The sequence below is a fragment of the Limnohabitans sp. Rim8 genome (genome assembly GCF_945869175.1).
In the GTDB taxonomy this organism is placed as follows: Bacteria; Pseudomonadota; Gammaproteobacteria; order Burkholderiales; family Burkholderiaceae_C; genus Limnohabitans_A.
Window position 1 is genome coordinate 1 of the sequence record NZ_CAMBNZ010000049.1, and the last position, 19,883, is coordinate 19,883.

Consider the following 19,883-nt stretch of genomic DNA (forward strand, 5'->3'; position numbering starts at 1 on the left):
CATTTCTGCAGGCCTTCAACCCAAGCTGGCCGATGTGCTGGCCAAGGCGGGCCCTGTGGTGGCGATTGCCTTGACCACGGTGTTGGCTTGGGCCTTGGACTGGCAAGGCCCGGGCATGACATTGGTGGGCACGGTGCCGCAAGGCTTGCCACCGCTGACCGCGCCGCTGTGGGACTTGGCCTTGTGGCAAGAATTGTGGGTGCCCGCGCTGCTGATCAGCGTGGTGGGGTTTGTCGAATCGGTGTCGGTGGGCCAAACCTTGGCCGCCAAGCGTCGTCAACGCATCGAGCCCGACCAAGAGTTGGTGGCCTTGGGGGCCAGCAACTTGTCGGCAGCCTTCACGGGCGGCTTTCCCGTGACCGGTGGTTTTGCACGCTCGGTGGTCAATTTTGACGCCGGCGCTGTCACGCCTGCCGCAGGCGTTTACACGGCGGTGGGCATCACCCTGGCGTCCTTGTTTTTAACCCCTGCGCTTTACTATTTGCCGCAGGCCACACTGGCGGCCACCATCATCGTGGCGGTGCTGTCGTTGGTCGACTTTGGCATCTTCAAATCCACTTGGCGTTTTTCCAAACTGGACTTCATCGCCGTGGCCACCACCTTGCTGGCCACCTTGTTGGTGGGCGTGGAAAGTGGTTTGGTGTTGGGTGTGTTGGTGTCTTTGGCACTGTTTTTGTTCCGAGCCAGCCGCCCCCACATGGCCGCCGTGGGCCTGGTGCCAGGCACCGAGCATTTCCGCAATGTGCTGCGCCACGATGTGTTGACCAGTCCCAAACTGGTCTGCCTGCGGGTGGATGCCAGTCTATTTTTCGCTAACGCCCGCGGCGTGGAAGACCGCATCAACGCCGAGGTGGCAATCCGTCCAGATTTGGAGCACGTGTTGTTGCAATGTTCTGCGGTGAACGACATTGACGCCAGTGCCTTGGAAAGCCTGGAGGCGATTGCCAGTCGTTTGAAAGACTCTGGGATTGCCCTGCATTTCTCGGAGATCAAAGGCCCGGTGATGGACAAGCTCAACACCACCCATTTTTTGCGGCATCTGAATGGACAGGTGTTTTTGACCAACTACCAAGCCATTCAGGCACTTACCCCTGAGGTCATTCGGGGCGTTTGACCCAGAGACCTTGGTGCCTCCGACAGGAATCGAACCTGTATCTAGCGCTTAGGAGGCACTCGTTCTGTCCATTGAACTACGGAGACGCACAGGGCAATTTTACAGGGTAAGAACAAAACCTCTGGTGCAAAACGGCTGATTGTGCACAATGGTCTGCTTAACAAAAATGAGGTGATCATGTCGGTTCATTCTTTGCATTCTGTGTGCTCGGCCGATGCTGTCCAACTTGCCAAAGTGCATTTGGCTGCTTCGCTGCGCATGGCGGTGGCCGATGAACTCGAGGAAGGCATTGACAACCATTTCACCATGAAGGTCCCGGGCCGCGAGGGCCAGTATTTGGTCTTGCCATTCGGTTTGCATTGGTCTGAAGCTCGGGCCAGCGACATGATCGTCTTTGACGAAGAGGGCCGCACTTTGGAGGGCCGTGGCTTGGTGGAATTGTCTGCACAGTCCATCCATGCGCCGCTGCACCGCATCACCGGTGCCAACGTGGTTTTGCACACCCACCAGCATTGGGCCATGGCATTGAACATGCTCAAGGACAACCGCTTGTTGTCGGCCAGCCAAACGGCGGCATTTTTTGATGGGCAAATCGCCTACGACGATCATTACCAAGGCTTGGCCAGCTCCACTGCCGAGGGCGAACGTTTGGCCGCGTGTTTGGGTGACAAGCCGATCTTGTTCATGAAAAACCATGGCGTGGTCGTGACCGGCGAAACCGTGGCGCAAGCCTACAGACGCATGTACAAACTTGAGCGGGTCTGTCGTGCGCAGGTGATGGCACTGGCCACTGGGCAGCCGATTGAAGTGCTGAGTCCTGACGTGATTGCCCGCGTCAAAACGCCATCGCCCGAAGACCGCCACCCACGCGCAGAGCGCGAACGCTTGTTCTTTGAAGCCCGCATGCGGGTGCTGGACCGCGAGTTACCTGGCTACGCGGATTGATCAAGCCAGTGGGTTGATGCGCTTCATTTGCTCAGCATGCGCATGGCGTCTTCCAGACCCTTCAAGGTCAGCGGAAACATGCGGTTGCTCATCAGCTGCTGAACGATGGCAATGCTCTGGCGGTATTGCCAGACGCCTTGCGGCTCGGGGTTGATCCACGCAAATTTGGGGAATGTGTGTGTCAAACGCTGCAGCCACTCGGCCCCGGCTTCTTCGTTGTTGTATTCGACGCTGCCGCCTTTTTGCAAAATCTCGTAGGGGCTCATGGTGGCGTCCCCAATGAAGATCAGCTTGTAGTCTTTGTTGTACTTGCGCAAGATGTCCCAAGTTGCAAATTTCTCGGCATAGCGGCGCTTGTTGTTCTTCCACATGAAGTCATAAACACAGTTGTGGAAATAATAAAAATCCAGGTGCTTGAACTCCGCCTTGACGGCTGAAAACATTTCTTCCACGCGGGCAATGTGGTCGTCCATGGTGCCCCCCACATCCATGAGCAGCAACACCTTCACGTTGTTGTGGCGCTCAGGGCGCATCAAAATGTCCAGATACCCGGCGTTGGCCGCAGTCTTGCGGATGGTGCCGTCCAAGTCCAGCTCTTCGGCAGACCCTTCGCGGGCAAAGCGGCGCAGGCGGCGCAGTGCCACCTTGATGTTGCGTGTGCCCAGTTCTTGTTGGTCGTCGTAGTCTTTGTAAGCGCGTTGCTCCCATACTTTGACGGCGCTGCGGTTGCCACCTTTGCCGCCAATGCGAATGCCTTGCGGGTTGTGGCCCCCGTTGCCAAAAGGCGATGTACCGCCCGTGCCGATCCACTTGTTGCCCCCCTCGTGGCGTTCTTTTTGTTCATCCAGGCGTTTTTTCAGCGTCTCCATCAGTTCGTCCCAGCCCATCTTCTCGATGGCGGCTTTTTGCTCGGGCGTCAGTTCTTTTTTCAGGATTTGCTCAAGCCAGTCCAGCGGGACTTCCTTGGTGAAGTCGGTCAACATGTCCACGCCCTTGAAGTAGGCGCCAAAAGCTTTGTCGAACTTGTCGAAATGCTTTTCGTCCTTGACCATCACGGTGCGGGCCAGGTGGTAAAAATCATCGATGCTGCAAGCCTCTGATGCCGGACCGACCAAATTGGCCTGCAGGGCTTCGAGCAATGTCAGGTATTCACGCACAGAGACCGGGAGCTTGGCTGCGCGCAGGGTGTAGAAGAAGTCGATCAGCATGGGGTGTCTCCTTGCTCAAGCCCGCACCCGAGCGAGTTGGTAATCCAAATGCGTTTTCACATTGGGCCATTCACTGGCCACGATGCTGTAGACGCAGGTGTCCCGCAGTGCCCCAGGCGCCATCGGGTGTGGGTTGATCTGGTGGCTGCGCAGCACGCCGTCGAGCTTGGCGCCCAAGCGCTCGATGGCCCGGCGGCTTTGCTGGTTGAAGAAATGCGTGCGAAATTCCACCGCGATGCAGTTCAGCTGCTCAAAAGCATGGGCCAACAAAAGGCGTTTGGCTTGGGTGTTGAGGGGGCTGCGCTGGACGCTTTGGCAGTACCAGGTGGAGCCGATTTCAACCCGGCGATTGGTCGCATCGATGTTCATGTAGGTGGTCATGCCCACCGCTTTGCCCGTGCCCGGATGGATCACGGCAAATGGACACATGCTGCCCTTGACCTGCAAATCCAGGCGGCGGGTGATTTCGGCCGCCACACCTTCTGGCCTCGGGATGGCGGTGTACCAGTGGTTCCAGAGTTCGCCATCGCGCACGGCTTCAACCAGGTCGTCGTGGTGTGCAGGCGACAAAGGCACGAGTTGAACGTGCTGAGCCGAGAGGGCGGTGGGCGAGATCCAGGGGGTCATGAGGGGTCCGTGTCGGTGTCTTTGGCTTTTTGTTTGGCGCGCCAAAAGCGGGCCAAGTGCAAACCCCCGCCGCCGCCTAAGCCCACCAACAAAATACCGCCAATGCTGGCGTAGTCGTATCCCGCGCTGAAAATGTTCAGGCCCAGCCATTGGCCCGCCCAATAGCCTGCCAACGCGCCACCGACGAAACCGACGGCGTCGGACACACCTTCCATCACAGGGTTGGGACTGCTCATGGGGGGCTGATCAACGGTTGCGCTGGTTCATGAACACCAGCTTTTCAAACAGGGTCACGTCCTGTTCGTTCTTGAGCAGGGCACCCACCAGGGGTGGCACGGAGACCTTTTGATCGGCGCTTTGCAGGGCTTCGAGCGGGATGTCTTCGGCCACCAGCAGTTTCAGCCAATCGAGCAGTTCGCTCGTTGATGGCTTTTTCTTCAAGCCGGGCAGTCCGCGCACGTCGTAAAAAGTCTTGAGCGCCAGGGCCAGCAGGTCTTTCTTGAGCGTGGGAAAGTGCACGTCCACGATTTGGCGCATGGTGTCCGCTTCGGGGAATTTGATGTAGTGGAAAAAGCAGCGGCGCAGAAAGGCGTCAGGCAGCTCTTTTTCGTTGTTGGAGGTGATGAAGACCAGAGGACGGGTCTTGGCCTTGATCAGTTGGCGCGTTTCGTAGCAATAAAACTCCATGCGGTCGATCTCACGCAGCAAGTCGTTCGGAAACTCGATGTCTGCCTTGTCGATCTCGTCGATCAAGATGGCCAAAGGCGTCTCTGAGGTGAAAGCCTGCCAAAGCACGCCTTTGATGATGTAGTTTTCGATGTCCTTGACCTTTTCCTCACCCAGCTGGCTGTCGCGCAGTCGGCTCACCGCGTCGTACTCGTACAAACCTTGCTGGGCCTTGGTGGTCGAGTTGATGTGCCACTGCAGCAGGGGCAGGCCCAAGGCTTCGGCCACTTCTTCTGCCAACATGGTTTTGCCGGTGCCCGGTTCACCCTTGACGAGCAGGGGGCGTTTGAGGGTGATGGCGGCGTTCACGGCCAGCATCAGATCCGGTGTGGCGACGTAGTTTTCGGTACCTTGGAATTTCATGTTGGACAGTTCTTAAAAACAGGAATAAAGCTTGTCAGGATTATGAGGGCCAGCCCGATATAATCCGCAGTTGATTTTTATCAATCGTTTGGATTGTGTGAGCAAAATGAATAAGCTGTTGACCTCGATGTTCGCCTTGGCTGTCGCCTCTGTGACCGCCATTTCTGCCCATGCCCAGGAAATCAAGGGTGATGCCAAAGCCGCGGAGCAAAAAATCGCCATGTGCATCGGATGCCATGGCATCAAGGGCTACCAAGCCAGTTTCCCCGAGGTCTACCGCGTGCCGATGATCTCTGGTCAAAACGCCAAGTACATCGTGTCTGCCCTGAATGCCTACAAAAAAGGTGAGCGCAAGCACCCCACCATGCGTGGCATTGCCGACACCTTGACCGACCAGGACATGGCCGATTTGGGCGCATATTACGAGCAGCACGGCAAGACCGAAGCGGTGTCCAAGGCGCCTGCAGCACCAGACGCGAAAGTGGCGGCTTTGCTGCAAAAGGGTGCTTGCATCTCTTGCCATGGCGAGAACTTTTCCAAACCTGTCGATCCCAGCTACCCCAAAATTGCAGGCCAGCACAAAGATTTCCTGTTTGTGGCCTTGAAGTCTTACAAGGTGGAAAACCAGTCCACTTGGGGCCGCAACAATGGCGTGATGGGTGGGATTGCCAAGCAGTACTCCAATGCGGAACTCAAAGCCATTGCCGGTTACATCGGATCTTTGGAGGGCGATATGAAAGTGGTACCTCAGTCCAGGTTCCGTTGAACTGAAAGACCCTCAAGCAAAAAGCCAGTCTGATGACTGGCTTTTTTTATTGTAAAGAACGGGATAGCCGTTTTTCTTGGGGAAGCAGGGCCGCCCCAAATCGGGTTCAGGCCTGTCCGTTGATCACTTGCTGCAATTCACCCGATTCGTACATTTCCATCATGATGTCCGAGCCGCCGATGAATTCGCCATTGACATAAAGCTGCGGGATGGTGGGCCAGTTGCTGTATTCCTTGATGGCTTGGCGGATCTCGGCATCGTCAAGAACGTTCACGGTTTTTACAGTTTTGGTGTCTACGCCGACGGCCTTCAGGATTTGAATGGCGCGGCCGGAAAAACCACACATCGGGAAGCTGGCGCTGCCCTTCATGAACAAGGTGATGTCGTTGCCTTTGACGATTTCGTCGATGCGTTGCAGGGTGTCGCTCATGGTCTTTCTCCAAATGGTGCCGTTTTCGATGCAACAGATTATCTCTCTGATTGATAACCTGCAAGCTTGTAAGGGTCGAGAGAGCGCCAGTCACGGTTCTGCCCGAGGGTTGGCCATCGTTCAAAATATGGTTTTTAGACCCGATCCGCCATACGCAAAAAAGGGCAAAGCACATGATTGACCACCTCGACCATCTGGTATTGACCACTTTCAGCGAGGACGCTTGCGTCGATTTTTACACCCGTGTCATGGGCATGACGCTCGAGAGTTTTGAGGGCGGCAACCCGCCCGTGACGCGCAAGGCCTTCAAGTTTGGCAAGCAAAAAATCAACCTGCATGTGCGGGGCAAAGAATTTGAGCCCAAGGCCCATGTGCCTGTGCCGGGTGCGCTGGACCTGTGCTTCATCGCATTGGTCCCGCTGGAAGAGGTGATCGCCCGCTTGCATCAACACCAATGGCCCCTTGAGGAAGGGCCCGTCATGCGCACGGGTGCCACACAAAAAATCAGGTCGGTTTATGTGCGTGACCCCGACCTGAACCTGATCGAGATCTCAGAGCTGGCCTGAGCCAGGCTGCCCAAACGCACTCAGTCGGCGTACACGCCTGCAGAGCGGATCACCGGCCCCCATTTGCCGATTTCAGATTGCAGCCAGCTGCGCAGGCCTTCCGGGGACTGCTTGGATTCCGGCACGATCTCGGCTCCCAGATCGGCCATGCGGGCCGCAAATGCGGGGTCTTTCAGGCTGGCGCGGATGGCCGAAGCCACCTTGTCGATCACGGCAGCGGGCGTGCCTTTGGGGGCATAAACGCCGTGCCAGACGATGACCTCGAAATCCTTCAGGCCACCTTCGCTGAGCGTGGGCGCATCGGGCAAGGCGCGTATGCGCTGTTTGGTGGTCACGCCATACATGCGCACCGTGCCCGCCTTGATGTGCTGTGTGGTTTGGGTGGTTTGGTCACACAACAGGTCGACCTGCCCGCCCAGCAAGGCGTTCATGGCAGGCGCTGTGCCCGAGAACGGCACCGTGGTCAGGTCCACTCCCAGCGCTTGCTGAAACAGCATGCCGCACAAGTGAGACACGGCCCCCAGGCCTGCATTCGCCAAATTGATGTTCTTGGCGTTGGCTTTGACGTAGCTGCTCAGTTCTTGCAGGGTCTTGGCTGGCAGGTCCTTGCGGCCCAGCAAGGTCATGGGCACGTCCACCACTTGGCTGACGTGCTCGAAGTCGGTCATTGGGTTGTAAGCCAATTTGCGGTACAGCGCAGGGGCGGTCGACATGCCGTTGTGGTGGATCAGAAAGGTGTAGCCGTCTGGGGTGGCCTTGGCCACATAGGAGGCAGCCAGCGTGCCGCCGGCACCGACCTTGTTTTCGACCAGCACAGATTGGCCCAGTGATTTGCCCATGGTGGCCGCCAGCGTGCGCGCCACGATGTCGGTGGGGCCGCCGGCCGTAAACGGCACCACCAGGCTGATGGATTTGCTGGGGTAAGTCTGCGCGGCAGCCATGCCGCAAGCCAGGACGCAGCTGGCGTTTACAAACGCTTTGATGAATGTGCCGGACATGAAATTCATGGGCTAGTTCCTTCATGAAGGGGATGAGGTGAGTCCACATGCTGGTGCAATTGCAACCCTAGCGCAAGTGGGAAAACACCGATGGGTCGCATCTTTGATCGCCTGGGGCATGGATGCCCGGTGCGACCCAGGCTCAGGCGCTCAGGGGCAGGCACCCACCTGTGCAGCGCTCGTTGCCGGCCAGATCCTGGCGGGACTGCACCGCGTCAAACCCGGCCCGTCGCAGCAGATCCTGGACCGCCTCGGCCTGGTCCCAACCATGCTCCAGCAGCAACCAAGCCCCTGGGGCCAGGCGGCTGGGTGCTTGGGCAATGATGTGGCGAATGTCATCCAATCCGTCGGCGCCGCTGACCAAGGCTTGCAAGGGTTCATGGGTCAAGGCGCCCAGATGTGGGTCCCCTTCGGCCACATAAGGGGGGTTGGAGACGATCAAGTCAAAGGGGCCAGCCACCGCCCCCATCCAGTTGCTGCAGACCCAAATAACAGACAGTTGGAGATGCTGTGCATTGGCGCGGGCCACAGCCAGGGCCTCTGGGCTGGCATCCACCGCAGTCACCGTGCACCCGGGACGGGTTTTTTTCAGGGCCAGCGCGATGGCACCGCTGCCGGTGCCCAAGTCGAGCACACGGGCCATGCTTTGGGCTGGCAGCAATGCCAAGGCCCATTCGACCAGGGTTTCGGTGTCGGGGCGCGGGTCCAGCACGCGGGCGTCCACACCCAGCGTCAAGCCAAAAAAATCCTTGCGGCCTGTGATATAAGCCACCGGTTCACCGTTCAGTCGGCGTTGCAGCGCCGCTTGCCATTTGGCCTGCTGCTCGGGCGTCAAGGTGTCTGCGTCATGGGCGAACAGCCAGGCGCGCTCGTGCAATGGGCGGCCCACACTGTGCAGCAGCAGCATTTGCGCATCGACCCGGGCCAGGCCTTGGGCTTGCGCCTGGCTCAGGCATTCGGTCAGCGAAAGGTGCGGAGCGTTCATCACGCCAGGGCCCCGATTTCCAAGGCGGCCAATTGCTCCGCCGCCTCGTAGCTTTGCAATGCGTGGACCACATCCTGCAAGTCGCCTTCCATGATGCTCAGTAACTTGTAGAGGGTCAGGTTGATCCGGTGGTCGGTCAGACGACCTTGCGGAAAGTTGTAAGTGCGGATGCGGTCCGATCGGTCGCCACTGCCAATCAGGCTTTTGCGTTCGGCCGCGTCTTTGGCAGCCCGTTCGACTCGGTCTTTTTCCTGGATGCGGGCGGTGAGCACCTTCAAGGCCTGGGCCTTGTTGCTGTGCTGGCTGCGTCCGTCTTGGCATTCGGCCACGATGCCGGTGGGCAAGTGGGTGATGCGCACGGCCGAGTCGGTTTTGTTGATGTGTTGCCCGCCTGCACCACTGGCGCGGTAGGTATCGATGCGCAAATCTGAGGGGTTGATTTTGATGGCCTCGGCCTCGTCCGGCTCGGCCAGCACCGCCACGGTGCAGGCACTGGTGTGGATGCGACCCTGCGTTTCGGTGGCGGGCACGCGTTGCACCCGGTGACCGCCTGACTCGAACTTGAGTGCGCCGTACACGTGGTGGCCTTCGATGCGCACCACGACTTCCTTGAAGCCCCCTAGCTCGCTGACCGATTCAGACACGAGCTCGGTTTTCCAGCCCTGGCTTTCGGCATAGCGGGTGTACATGCGCAGCAAGTCGCCTGCAAACAGTGCTGACTCGTCCCCTCCGGTGCCCGCGCGGATCTCGACAAATGCGGGGCGCGCGTCGTCTGGGTCTTTGGGCAGCAGCATGCGCTGCAAGTCGGCTTCCAATGTTTGCAGCTCGCTGCTGGCGCTGGCCACTTCTTCTTCGGCCATTTCGCGCAGATCTTGGTCATCGAGCATGGCCTGCGCTGCGGACAGGTCGGCGTTGCGTTGCTGGAAGCGGGCAAAGCGGGAGGCGACTGCGCTGACTTCGGCGTGTTCGCGTGACAACTTCAGAAACTGCGTCATGTCGGCCATGATGTCTTCTCGGGACAACAAAAAGTCCAGCTCGGTCAGCCGCAGGGCGTAGCGTTCGAGTTGTTGGATCAAAAAGGGTTTCATGGCACCAATATGTTGGGGGTCGGCGCTTGCGCCCCGACGAGCAGCGCACACAGGGCGCCAAGACTGGGTCGGCGCTCAAGCGCCGACCTGCCCAAGCAACGCTAACGCCCTTGACGCAAAAACAAGCGCTGAATCGCTTGCAGGGTCTGTTCGCGGTGGGCAGGGTCGGCGCTGCGCAATTCAGCCAGGGCGCCGTGCAGCATTTTCTGGGTCAAGCCTTTGGCCAGAGACTCGAGCACGGCATCGGTGTCGTCACCTTTGGCCATGAGCTTGCGGGCACGGGCCAGTTCGGCTTCGCGCCAGCTGTCGACTTGGCTGTGCAGTTCCTGGATCAGTGGCACGCTTTCGCGTTGAACCAGCCAATGGCTGAAGCTTTGAACCCCGGCATCGATGATGACTTCTGCATCGGCCACCGCAGCCTGGCGTTGGGCTTGGCCCGCCTGCACCACGCTGGCCAAGTCGTCCACGGTGTACAGATAGACGTCCCCGAGTGCCTTGACCTCGGGCTCGATGTCACGCGGCACGGCCAGATCGACCATGAACATGGGGCGATGCTTGCGTTTTTTGAGTGCCCGCTCCACAGCGCCCAAACCGATCAAGGGCAGGGTGCTGGCGGTGCAGCTGATGATGGCATCGAACTCGTGCAAGCGCTCGGGCAAGTCGGCCAAACGCATGACTTCGGCACCAAAGCGGCCTGCGAGTTTTTCTCCGCGATCGAGGCTGCGGTTGGCAATGGCCATGGCTTTGGGTTGACGCGCAGCAAAGTGCGTCACCACCAACTCAATCATCTCGCCTGCACCGACAAACAGCACCCGGATATCGTGCAGGTCTTCGAACAACTGGCTGGCCAATCGGACCGAGGCGGCGGCCATGCTGATGGAGTGAGCCCCGATTTCCGTGGTCGTGCGCACTTCCTTGGCCACGGCAAAACTGCGTTGGAACAATTGGTTGAGCGTGCTGCCCAGGGCCCCTGCTTGCTCAGCGGCGCGCACAGCGTCTTTCAATTGGCCCAGGATCTGGGCCTCACCCAGCACCATCGAGTCCAAACCGCTGGCCACCCGAAAAGCGTGGCGAGCAACCTCGTTGCCTTCCAGCACATACGTGTGGTGTTGGAGTTCTTGAGGCGAAACACCGCCTGCTTGAGCCAACCAACGCAGGGTTCCGTCCGTGGCCGATTGCTCGGCTGCGCAGTAGATCTCGGTGCGGTTGCAGGTGGACAAAATAGCCGCTTCGGGTGTCAGTTCCATGCCCAGACTCAAGTCGGTTCGTAAACCTTGCAAGGTGGGCGTCAGTTGGTCCAAGGCGAAGGCAAACCGGCCGCGCAGATCCAGCGGCGCAGTGGTGTGATTCAAGCCCAGAGTCCAAACTGCCATGCGCCGATTATAGAAACCCCCTCTGGACGCTTGCTTGGGCTTCAAGGGGTGAGACCTTTCAAGGCACAATTCATGCACACATGTGGTGCCTGCTTGTCCTTTTTTTGTTGCCCTGACCCATGACCGCTTGGTTGTTGATCTTGCATTTGCTCAATTTAGTTTTGCCGGCATTGGCCATGGCCATGTTCATGCCGTGGGCAGGGCGTTGGGTGATGGGGCCGGGACGACACCGTGTGCTGTGGCACATGGCTTGGCACGCCTTGGTCGGGGTGCTGGTCCTGTCGGTTGGTTTGGTTTTGCAAGACAACGACGGCACCATGGCCACCTATGGGGCTTTGGTGCTGGTGGCGGGTTCTCTGGAGTGGCTGTTGCGGCGGGGCGGCTCTCGCCAATGACGGGCTAATTCGGGCTGAACAAGTCCACCCGGTCGGTGATGATGCCGTCGGTGCCCAGAGTGATCAGGTGCCGGGCCACCCAGTCGTCGTTCACGGTGTAGCTCAGGCACTTCAGGCCCGCACTGTGCACCTGAGCCACAGTGGCGGCGTCCCAGAGCGCGTAGTTGGCGACCACCGCAGAGCATTCCAGTGCCAGCGCTCGGTCCAACCAACCCTCCCAAAGCGTGTCTACCAGCAGGCCTCGGGGCAAATCTGGCGCGGCGGCTTGGGCCGCGTCCAAGGCATCGGGTTGGAAAGAGGTCAGGAGGGGTGGCACTTGATCGGTTGGCCACAACTGGGCCGCCAAGCGGGCCACTGCCTCACCTGTGGCTGCTGCGGTGCCCGGTGTGGGCTTGATTTCGATGTTCAACAAGTGGCCGTTGGCCAAGCAAAATCGCGCCAGCGACTCCAGCGTGGGCAAAGATTCACCCGCAAAGGTGCGTGAATGCCAGCTGCCTGCGTCGAGTTGTGACAGCGCCAGCCAGGTCTGCTCGCCACCAATCCCTTGGCCATTGGTGGTGCGTGCCAGTGTGGCGTCGTGCATCAAAAACACCACACCGTCGGCACTGAGCTTGGCGTCGCACTCGAACATGCGGTAACCGTGCTCAGCGCCCAAACGGAAAGCCGCCAGGGTATTTTCGGGGGCGAGTTTGCCGGCGCCTCGGTGGGCGATCCAGCGCGGGTAAGGCCAATGTTCCATCGTGTCAGTTTAGGCGATGCGTTTTTGGGTGACAGTGTCGAACCAGTGCAAGCGGTCGGCGAGTGGTGTGGCTTGGAAGGTGCTGCCCGGCGTCGGCGGGGGCAGTGATGCGTCCAGCCGCAGGGTGAGGGATTCTTGCCCCAAGCGGGCGTGCACCAGTCGCTCGGCACCCAGCAGTTCCACTGTGTCCACGCTGAGTGACCAGCCACCCGAGGCGGTGATGTCCAGGTGCTCCGGGCGGATGCCCAGGATTTGGCCCTCGGGTGTGCCCGGCGCATGGCGCAGCAGGTTCATGGGGGGCGAGCCGATGAAGCTGGCCACAAAGGTGCTGGCGGGGCGGTTGTAGACCTCTTCGGGGGTGCCGAACTGCTCCATGTGGCCGTCGTTCATGACGATCATGCGCTGGGCCAGCGTCATGGCTTCGACTTGGTCGTGCGTCACGAACAGGCTGGTGATGCCCAATTCGCGGTGCAGCTTTTGAATCTCGAGACGGGTTTGGGCGCGCAACTTGGCGTCGAGGTTGGACAGCGGCTCGTCAAACAAGAACACTTGGGGTTGGCGCACGATGGCGCGGCCCATGGCCACGCGCTGGCGTTGGCCGCCGGACAGCTCGCGCGGTTTGCGCTGCAGCAACTGGGACAGCTCCAAAATCGCGGCAGCCTTGTCGACCCGGGCCTTGATCTCAGCCACCGGCACTTTGGCGATTTTCAGGCCATAGGCCATGTTGTCGACTACGCTCATGTGGGGGTAAAGCGCGTAGTTCTGAAAAACCATGGCGATGTCGCGCTCAGCGGGCTCCAGATCGTTGACGACCCGTTCCCCAATCGAGATGGTGCCGCCCGAGATGTCTTCGAGGCCCGCCACCATTCGCAGCAGGGTGGATTTGCCGCAGCCCGAGGGGCCGACGATGACGACAAATTCACCGCGTGCGATTTCGGCGCTCAGGTCGTGGATGACGGTGTTGGCTTTGTCGCCTGCACCGTAGGTTTTGAGGATGTGAGAGAGGGTAATGCAAGCCATGTGGAGGTATTTATTTTTCCGTATCAACCAGGCCCTTGACGAACCACTTTTGCATCAGGATAACAACCAGCGCCGGGGGCAACATGGCTAAAATCGCGGTGGCCATGACCACGTTCCATTCGGTGGATGCATCGCCACCCGCCATCAAGCGCCTGATGCCCATGACGATGGGGTACATGTCTTCACTGGTGGTCACCAACAGTGGCCAGAGGTACTGGTTCCAACCGTAGATGAACTGGATCACGAACAAAGCGGCGATTGAGGTGCGTGACAGGGGCAACAAAATGTCCAGAAAAAATCGCATTGGGCCCGCGCCATCCATGCGTGCTGCTTCCACCAACTCGTCTGGGACGGTCAGAAAAAACTGACGAAATAAAAATGTGGCGGTTGCTGAGGCGATCAGGGGCAAGGTCAAGCCCGCATAGGTGTCTAGCATGCCCAGAGACGACACCACCGCATAGGTAGGCAAGATGCGCACCTCAACAGGCAACATCAGGGTGATGAAAATCATCCAGAAAATCAGATTGCGAAAAGGGAAGCGGAAATAAACAATGGCAAATGCTGACAGCAGTGAAATGGCAATTTTCCCAATGGAAATGATGACTGCACTGACCAAGCTCACCCACAACATCGGAGCTACCGCGGGCAATGTGTTGCCTTTGGCCGTTTGACCGCCGAACAAGGCCTGGTGAAAGCTCGCCCATAGATTGTCCCCAGGGACCATGGACATGGGGAAATTTTGGACGATTTGCTCGCTGGTCTGGGTGGTTGCAACCAAGGCAAGCACCACGGGAAAGGCCACGATCAAAACGCCTCCCATCACGATCAGGTGGGACAGAAAAGTAGCCAGAGGACGTCGTTCGATCATGAATGGATGCCTATGAATATCAGTAGTTGACGCGTTTTTCGATGTAACGAAATTGCAGAACCGTGAGAGCAATCACAATGGCCATCAGAACCACTGACTGGGCTGCTGACCCCCCCAAATCCATGGCCTTGAAACCGTCTTGGTACACCTTGTAAACCAAAATGGCAGTGTCCTTGCCTGGCCCACCACTGGTGGTGGCATCAATGATGGCGAAGGTGTCAAAAAATGCATAAACGATATTGACCACCAACAAGAAGAACGCCGTGGGCGTGATCAGTGGCAACTGAATTGTCCAAAAGCGCATCCAAGGGCCCGCGCCATCAATGGCGGCTGCTTCCAGCAGACTTCTAGGGACCGATTGCAAAGCAGCCAAAAAAAACAAGAAGTTGTAGGAAATCTGCTTCCAGACAGCGGCTGTGACAATCAAGGTCATGGCGTGCGTGCTGTTGAGCAGGTGATTCCAATCCACACCCGCTTGCTTTAATGCGTGGCTGACCACCCCCATCGAGGGCGTGAACATGAAGACCCATAAAACGCCCACTACCGCAGGTGCGATGGCATAGGGAACGATCAATGACGTTTTGTAAAAAAGACCACCGTGAACAATACGGTCGGCCATGACTGCCAAAAGCAGTGCGATGGTGAGACCACAAGTTGCCACCCATATTGAAAAAATGCCGGTCGTCCAAAAGGATTGAAGGTAGGTTTCGTCCGCAAAAAGACGTTTGAAGTTGTCCAATCCGACGAAAGTGGAACTCATGCCGAATGCGTCTGACTCGTACACGCTTTCCAGCAAAGCTTGCCCCGCAGGCCAGAAAAAGAACAGCACCACCACCACCAATTGCGGTGCAACCAAAGCCCAAGGGAGCCAAGAGGATCGAAAACGGACTCTTTTTTCAAATGTCATGAAAACACGCAGACTGTTTGCCAAGAAAAAAACCCAACTTGCGAACAAACGCAAGTCGGGCTCATGTCGAAATTCAGCTTAAACGTCAGCGGTTGGCGTTCTCGAAACGCACCAACAACTCGTCACCGCGCTTTTTGATGGCCTCAAGACCGTCTTTGGCGCTCTTTTTGCCCGACCAGACTTGTTCCAATTCCTCATCCATGATGGTGCGAACTTGTACGAAGTTGCCCAAACGGATGCCCTGTGAGCGATCCGTTGTCTTGCGAACCATCTGGGTCACTGAAACATCTGTGCCTGGGTTTTGTTTGTAAAAACCCGATTTTTCTGTGGCTTGGTATGCAGCTGTGGTGATGGGCAGATAGCCGGTCTCTTGATGAGACTTTGCTTGGACATCGGTCTTGGACAGGTGATCAAAAAATCCAGCAACACCTTTGTATTCATTTGAATTTTTGCCGGCCATGACCCAAAGGCTGGCACCGCCAATGATGGTGTTTTGGGGGGCGCCTTTGACATCAGGGTAATAGGGCAATGTGCTTACACCAAATGCAAATTTGGCATTGCGCTTGATGCCCGCATAGGCGGCCGAAGAGTTGGTGTACATGGCGCACTCGCCAGACTCAAAGGTGGCGCCTGCAGCACCAGCACGGCCTTTATATACAAACAAACCATTGGCAGACATGTTGGCCAGGTTTTCAATGTGACGCACATGCAGGGGCGTTGTGACGTTCAGGCGGGCATTGAGGCCCTTGAATCCGTTGCGCTGAGTGGCAAATTCAACGTCATGCCAAGCGGAGAATGTTTCCAAGTGGACCCAAGTCTGCCATGCTGTTGTGAAGGGGCATTTGTGTCCACTGGCTTTGAGTTTGCTTGCAGCCAAAGTCAACTCGGTCCAAGTTTTGGGTGGAGACTCTGGATCAAGACCAGCGGCTTTGAAAGCGTCTTTGTTGTACCAGAACACGGGTGTTGAGCTGTTGAAAGGCAAACTTTGGATGTCGCCATTGGGTGCGGTGTAGTAACCGGCCACAGCAGGAATGTAGACCGAGGGGTCGAATTTGTAACCAGCGTCTTTCATGACCTTGGCCACGGGCACGATGGCACCCTTGCTGTACATCATGGTGGCGGTGCCCACCTCAAAGACTTGCAAAACATGGGGTGCATTGCCGCCACGAAATGCAGCCATCGCTGCCGTCATGGATTCGTCGTAATTGCCTTTAAAAACTGGAACAACTTTGTAATCCTTTTGTGTTTGGTTATAGCTGTTGGCAAGGCCATTGACCCATTCACCCAATGCACCACTCATGGAGTGCCACATTTGGATCTCAGTTTGTGCTTGTGCGCTCAAGGCTGTCAAAGCCAGAGCCATTGATGTGAGTGTAATTCTCAGTTTCATGGGTTTTCCAAAAGGTGCTGACATAAACAATTCGACATGAATTGATAAAACACCGTTTGTAACGCTTGTTAATGACAAAAATGTGAACAATTTATGAAGATCAACAGTTATCGTGACTTGAGGCGAGCACAAACCAGAAGTCTGTTGTGTGCCCCCACCCTCTGCGCGTGATTGTTGCGCTGCGGTAACATCTGAGCTCAGCCTTTATGACACTTTCCCGGGTCTGGCTGACAGCGTCTTCATCGACGCATTTGATTGCGCCAAACCCATGAATGCACCCACCACGCTCCAACAATTGATGCAGGCTGACGCCGATGCGCCGCGCCTGCGCGAAATTCCTTACAATTACACTAGCTTTTCAGATCGCGAAATCGTGCTGCGTTTGCTGGGCGAGTCGGCTTGGGACCTGCTGAACCAGTTGCGCCAGGAGCGAGGCACGGGCCGCTCTGCCCGCATGCTGTATGAAGTGCTGGGCGACATTTGGGTGGTCGAGCGCAACCCCTATTTGCAAGACGACCTGCTGGACAACCCAGGCCGCCGAAAACTGCTGGTCGAGGCCTTGCAGCACCGCCTGGGTGAAGTCCAAAAACGCCGGACACCTGCCGCCGATGCAGCGCGTGACGAGCTTGTGGGCCAACTGCTTGCGTTGGCCGCTGAGGCTGTGACGCAATTCAGCAACCGTTTTACCCGCATGGCGCAACTGCGCAGCCAGGTGCAAAAGACCCTGGGTCGACTGACAGCCAAAGACAACATCAAGTTCGACGGTCTCTCGCGCGTAAGCCATGTGACCGACGCGACCGATTGGCGCGTGGAGTACCCGTTTGTGGTGCTGACACCCGATTCCGAGACCGAAATGGCCGGATTGGTCAAGGGCTGTATTGACCTGGGCTTGACCATCGTCCCGCGCGGCGGTGGCACCGGCTACACAGGTGGTGCGATCCCGCTGACTTGGAAGAGTGCGGTGATGAACACCGAGAAACTCGAAGCCATGACCGAAGTCGAAATGGTCGACTTGCCAGGCATCGCGCACAAAATTCCCACCATCTATACAGAGGCGGGTGTGGTGACCCAGCGTGTGGCCGATGCGGCCGAGCGTGGCGGCTTTGTGTTTGCGGTGGACCCGACATCGGCCGAAGCCAGCTGCATTGGCGGCAACATCGCCGTGAACGCCGGGGGCAAAAAGGCCGTTTTGTGGGGCACAGCCCTGGACAACCTGGCCAGTTGGCGCATGGTCACGCCCGACGCCGAATGGCTGGATGTGGTGCGCATGGACCACAACATGGGCAAGATCCACGACGCCGAAGTGGCCACTTTTGAATTGCGTTACTTCAAAGCCGATGGCAAAACGCCGCTGCGCACCGAAACGCTGGTCATCCCGGGCAAAACCTTCCGCAAAGAAGGTTTGGGCAAGGACGTGACCGATAAGTTTCTGTCGGGTCTTCCGGGTGTGCAAAAAGAAGGCTGCGACGGACTCATCACCAGCGCACGTTGGGTGTTGCACCGCATGCCCACCCACACCCGCACCGTGTGCATGGAGTTTTTTGGTCATGCCCGCGAGGCGGTGCCCAGCATTGTCGAGATCAAAGACTTCATGTTTGCCGAGCAAAAGCGCACCGGCACCGTGATGGCGGGTTTGGAGCATTTGGACGACCGCTATTTGCGGGCCGTGGGTTATTCCACCAAATCCAAGCGCGGCGGTTTCCCCAAAATGGTGTTGCTCAGCGACATCGCAGGTGACAACGCCGACGATGTGGCCAAGGCCGCCTCTGAGATCGTGCGCATTGCCAACTCGCGCAGCGGCGAAGGCTTCACCGCGATCAGCCCTGAGGCACGCAAAAAATTCTGGCACGACCGCAAAAAGACCGCCGCCATTTCACGCCACACCAACGCCTTCAAGGTCAATGAAGACGTGGTGATCCCCTTGCCGCGCATGGCCGAGTACACCGATGGCATCGAGCGCATCAACATTGAGTTGAGCCTGCGCAACAAAGTCCATCTGTGCCGTGAAATCGAAGCCTTTTTGGGGCGTGGTCACTTGCCCTTGGGCAAGCAAGACGACGCCAGCGACATCCCTTCAGCCGAGTTGCTGGAAGACCGCGTGGCGCAGGCCCTGACGGTGGTGCGCGAGGTGCGTGCGCAGTGGCAAGGCTGGTTGACCGATGTGGATGCGCTGTTCCCTCAGCTGCAAGAGCACAGCTTGCGGGCCAGCTGGAAGTCACAAATCCGCCCGGCATTTCAGAACATCTTCTCGGGCGCGGCGTTTTTGCCGATCCTGACCGAAGTCACGGCCATTCACCAGCGCGTGCTCAAGGGCCGTGTCTGGGTGGCGCTGCACATGCACGCCGGTGACGGCAATGTGCACACCAACATCCCGGTGAACAGTGACAACTACGAGATGCTGCAAACCGCGCACGAAGCGGTGGCCCGCATCATGGTGCTGGCCCGCAGTTTGGATGGCGTGATCTCGGGCGAGCATGGCATTGGTATCACCAAGCTGGAGTTCATGACCGACGCCGAGTTGGCCAACTTCACCGCTTACAAGGCCAAGGTGGACCCGCATGGGCGCTTCAACAAGGGCAAGCTCTTGCGCGGCGCGGCCTTGACCGGTTTGGGCGACGATGTGCGCGCCGCCGATCTGACGCACGCCTACACCCCCAGCTTTGGCCTGATGGGCCACGAGTCGCTGATCATGCAGCAGTCCGACATTGGCGCCATTGCGGCCAGCGTGAAAGACTGCTTGCGCTGCGGCAAGTGTAAGCCCGTGTGTGCCACGCATGTGCCGCGGGCCAATTTGCTCTACAGCCCGCGCAACAAGATTTTGGCCACCTCTTTGTTGGTCGAGGCCTTTTTGTACGAAGAACAAACCCGCCGGGGCATCTCCATCAAGCATTGGCAAGAGTTCGAAGACGTGGCCGACCACTGCACCGTGTGCCACAAGTGCCTGACGCCTTGCCCGGTGAACATCGACTTTGGTGAAGTGTCGATGAACATGCGCAACCTGCTGCGCAAGATGGGGCAAAAGAGTTTCCGGCCCGGCAATGCTGCCGCCATGTTCATGCTGAACGCCACCAACCCCGAAACCATCAAGCTCGCTCGCTTGGCCATGGTGGATGTGGGGATGCGGGCGCAGCGTTTTGTGGCCGGTTTGCTCAAGGGCGTGGCCCGCAAGCAAACCAGCGCACCCCCAGCTTCAGTGGGCACTGCGCCCATCAAAGAGCAGGTGATCCACTTCATCAACAAAAAGATGCCGGGCAATCTGCCCAAGAAAACCGCGCGGGCCTTGTTGGACATCGAAGACAACGATTACGTGCCCATCATCCGCAACCCGAAAGCCACCACGTCAGAAACGGAAGCGGTGTTCTACTTTCCTGGATG

General features: G+C 58.0%; 20 protein-coding genes and 1 tRNA gene. 6 read left to right on the plus strand and 15 right to left on the minus strand.

The genetic code is table 11. From position 1 onward, the window contains the following. A partial coding sequence (locus Q0O19_RS08725; RefSeq protein WP_295522033.1) for a SulP family inorganic anion transporter occupies positions 1–1,114 on the plus strand: 1,114 nt, incomplete at its 5' end. An 11-nt stretch (positions 1,115–1,125) separates the two neighbouring features. On the opposite strand, the gene Q0O19_RS08730 is transcribed toward Q0O19_RS08725, so the two are convergent. After that, positions 1,126–1,200: transfer RNA gene (locus Q0O19_RS08730), tRNA-Arg, on the minus strand. A gap of 91 nt (positions 1,201–1,291) precedes the next feature. Between Q0O19_RS08730 and Q0O19_RS08735 the strand changes: the two genes are divergently transcribed. Beyond that, positions 1,292–2,059, plus strand: coding sequence for a class II aldolase/adducin family protein (locus Q0O19_RS08735; protein ID WP_295522036.1), 768 nt, complete (start codon positions 1,292–1,294; stop codon positions 2,057–2,059). A gap of 23 nt (positions 2,060–2,082) precedes the next feature. Here Q0O19_RS08735 and Q0O19_RS08740 read toward each other — a convergent pair whose 3' ends face one another. The 4 genes from Q0O19_RS08740 to Q0O19_RS08755 are packed head-to-tail and all read right to left on the minus strand — an operon-like array spanning position 2,083 to position 4,983. Next, positions 2,083–3,267: a VWA domain-containing protein gene (locus Q0O19_RS08740; protein ID WP_295522039.1), complete on the minus strand. Its 1,185-nt coding sequence runs from the start codon at positions 3,265–3,267 to the stop codon at positions 2,083–2,085. Positions 3,268–3,282: 15 nt separating this feature from the next. Beyond that, a complete protein-coding gene (locus Q0O19_RS08745) occupies positions 3,283–3,894 on the minus strand; it encodes a GNAT family protein (RefSeq protein WP_295522042.1) in 612 nt (203 codons plus the stop codon). Next, positions 3,891–4,130, minus strand: coding sequence for a hypothetical protein (locus Q0O19_RS08750; protein ID WP_295522045.1), 240 nt, complete (start codon positions 4,128–4,130; stop codon positions 3,891–3,893). The genes Q0O19_RS08745 and Q0O19_RS08750 overlap by 4 nt, the downstream gene beginning before the upstream one ends. A gap of 10 nt (positions 4,131–4,140) precedes the next feature. After that, a complete protein-coding gene (locus Q0O19_RS08755; protein WP_295522047.1) occupies positions 4,141–4,983 on the minus strand; it encodes a MoxR family ATPase in 843 nt (280 codons plus the stop codon). Positions 4,984–5,089: 106 nt separating this feature from the next. Between Q0O19_RS08755 and Q0O19_RS08760 the strand changes: the two genes are divergently transcribed. Beyond that, positions 5,090–5,749, plus strand: a complete 660-nt coding sequence (locus Q0O19_RS08760; RefSeq protein ID WP_295522050.1) for a c-type cytochrome — start codon at positions 5,090–5,092, stop codon at positions 5,747–5,749. Positions 5,750–5,855: 106 nt separating this feature from the next. On the opposite strand, the gene grxD is transcribed toward Q0O19_RS08760, so the two are convergent. Next, the gene (grxD, locus tag Q0O19_RS08765) at positions 5,856–6,179 is read right to left on the minus strand and encodes a Grx4 family monothiol glutaredoxin (protein WP_295522053.1); all 324 of its coding nucleotides are present in this window, start codon (positions 6,177–6,179) and stop codon (positions 5,856–5,858) included. Positions 6,180–6,352: 173 nt separating this feature from the next. On the opposite strand from grxD, the gene Q0O19_RS08770 reads away from it, so the two are divergent. Then, positions 6,353–6,745 (plus strand): VOC family protein, encoded by a 393-nt coding sequence (locus Q0O19_RS08770; protein WP_295522057.1) that lies wholly within the window; start codon positions 6,353–6,355, stop codon positions 6,743–6,745. A 20-nt stretch (positions 6,746–6,765) separates the two neighbouring features. On the opposite strand, the gene Q0O19_RS08775 is transcribed toward Q0O19_RS08770, so the two are convergent. The 4 genes from Q0O19_RS08775 to hemA form a co-directional block, all read right to left on the minus strand. Further along, positions 6,766–7,743: a tripartite tricarboxylate transporter substrate-binding protein gene (locus Q0O19_RS08775; RefSeq protein ID WP_295522090.1), complete on the minus strand. Its 978-nt coding sequence runs from the start codon at positions 7,741–7,743 to the stop codon at positions 6,766–6,768. A 142-nt stretch (positions 7,744–7,885) separates the two neighbouring features. Continuing rightward, entirely contained in the window at positions 7,886–8,728 is an 843-nt protein-coding gene (prmC, locus tag Q0O19_RS08780) for a peptide chain release factor N(5)-glutamine methyltransferase (protein ID WP_295522060.1), read from the minus strand. Further along, positions 8,728–9,816: a peptide chain release factor 1 gene (prfA, locus tag Q0O19_RS08785; protein WP_295522063.1), complete on the minus strand. Its 1,089-nt coding sequence runs from the start codon at positions 9,814–9,816 to the stop codon at positions 8,728–8,730. Before prfA ends, prmC begins: the two co-directional genes overlap by 1 nt. A gap of 101 nt (positions 9,817–9,917) precedes the next feature. Continuing rightward, positions 9,918–11,189, minus strand: a complete 1,272-nt coding sequence (hemA, locus tag Q0O19_RS08790; protein WP_295522067.1) for a glutamyl-tRNA reductase — start codon at positions 11,187–11,189, stop codon at positions 9,918–9,920. A 119-nt stretch (positions 11,190–11,308) separates the two neighbouring features. Between hemA and Q0O19_RS08795 the strand changes: the two genes are divergently transcribed. Continuing rightward, positions 11,309–11,584, plus strand: a complete 276-nt coding sequence (locus tag Q0O19_RS08795; RefSeq protein ID WP_295522070.1) for a hypothetical protein — start codon at positions 11,309–11,311, stop codon at positions 11,582–11,584. A gap of 4 nt (positions 11,585–11,588) precedes the next feature. Here Q0O19_RS08795 and ugpQ read toward each other — a convergent pair whose 3' ends face one another. From ugpQ to ugpB, 5 genes are all read right to left on the minus strand, one after another. Then, positions 11,589–12,323: a glycerophosphodiester phosphodiesterase gene (ugpQ, locus tag Q0O19_RS08800; protein WP_295522073.1), complete on the minus strand. Its 735-nt coding sequence runs from the start codon at positions 12,321–12,323 to the stop codon at positions 11,589–11,591. A gap of 9 nt (positions 12,324–12,332) precedes the next feature. Then, on the minus strand, positions 12,333–13,343 hold the full coding sequence (gene ugpC / locus Q0O19_RS08805; RefSeq protein WP_295522076.1) for a sn-glycerol-3-phosphate ABC transporter ATP-binding protein UgpC: 1,011 nt from the start codon (positions 13,341–13,343) through the stop codon (positions 12,333–12,335). Between the two features lie 10 nt (positions 13,344–13,353). Then, positions 13,354–14,211 carry a sn-glycerol-3-phosphate ABC transporter permease UgpE gene (gene ugpE, locus Q0O19_RS08810; RefSeq protein ID WP_295522079.1) on the minus strand — a complete coding sequence of 286 codons (858 nt, stop codon included), beginning with the start codon at positions 14,209–14,211 and terminating at the stop codon, positions 13,354–13,356. Positions 14,212–14,230: 19 nt separating this feature from the next. Then, positions 14,231–15,118, minus strand: coding sequence for a sn-glycerol-3-phosphate ABC transporter permease UgpA (gene ugpA / locus Q0O19_RS08815; protein ID WP_295522082.1), 888 nt, complete (start codon positions 15,116–15,118; stop codon positions 14,231–14,233). 85 nt (positions 15,119–15,203) lie between these two features. Further along, positions 15,204–16,508: a sn-glycerol-3-phosphate ABC transporter substrate-binding protein UgpB gene (ugpB, locus tag Q0O19_RS08820; RefSeq protein ID WP_295522084.1), complete on the minus strand. Its 1,305-nt coding sequence runs from the start codon at positions 16,506–16,508 to the stop codon at positions 15,204–15,206. Positions 16,509–16,776: 268 nt separating this feature from the next. Here ugpB and Q0O19_RS08825 point away from each other — a divergent pair. Further along, the coding region (locus tag Q0O19_RS08825) for an FAD/FMN-binding oxidoreductase (protein WP_295522087.1) at positions 16,777–19,883 on the plus strand (3,107 nt) is incomplete at its 3' end.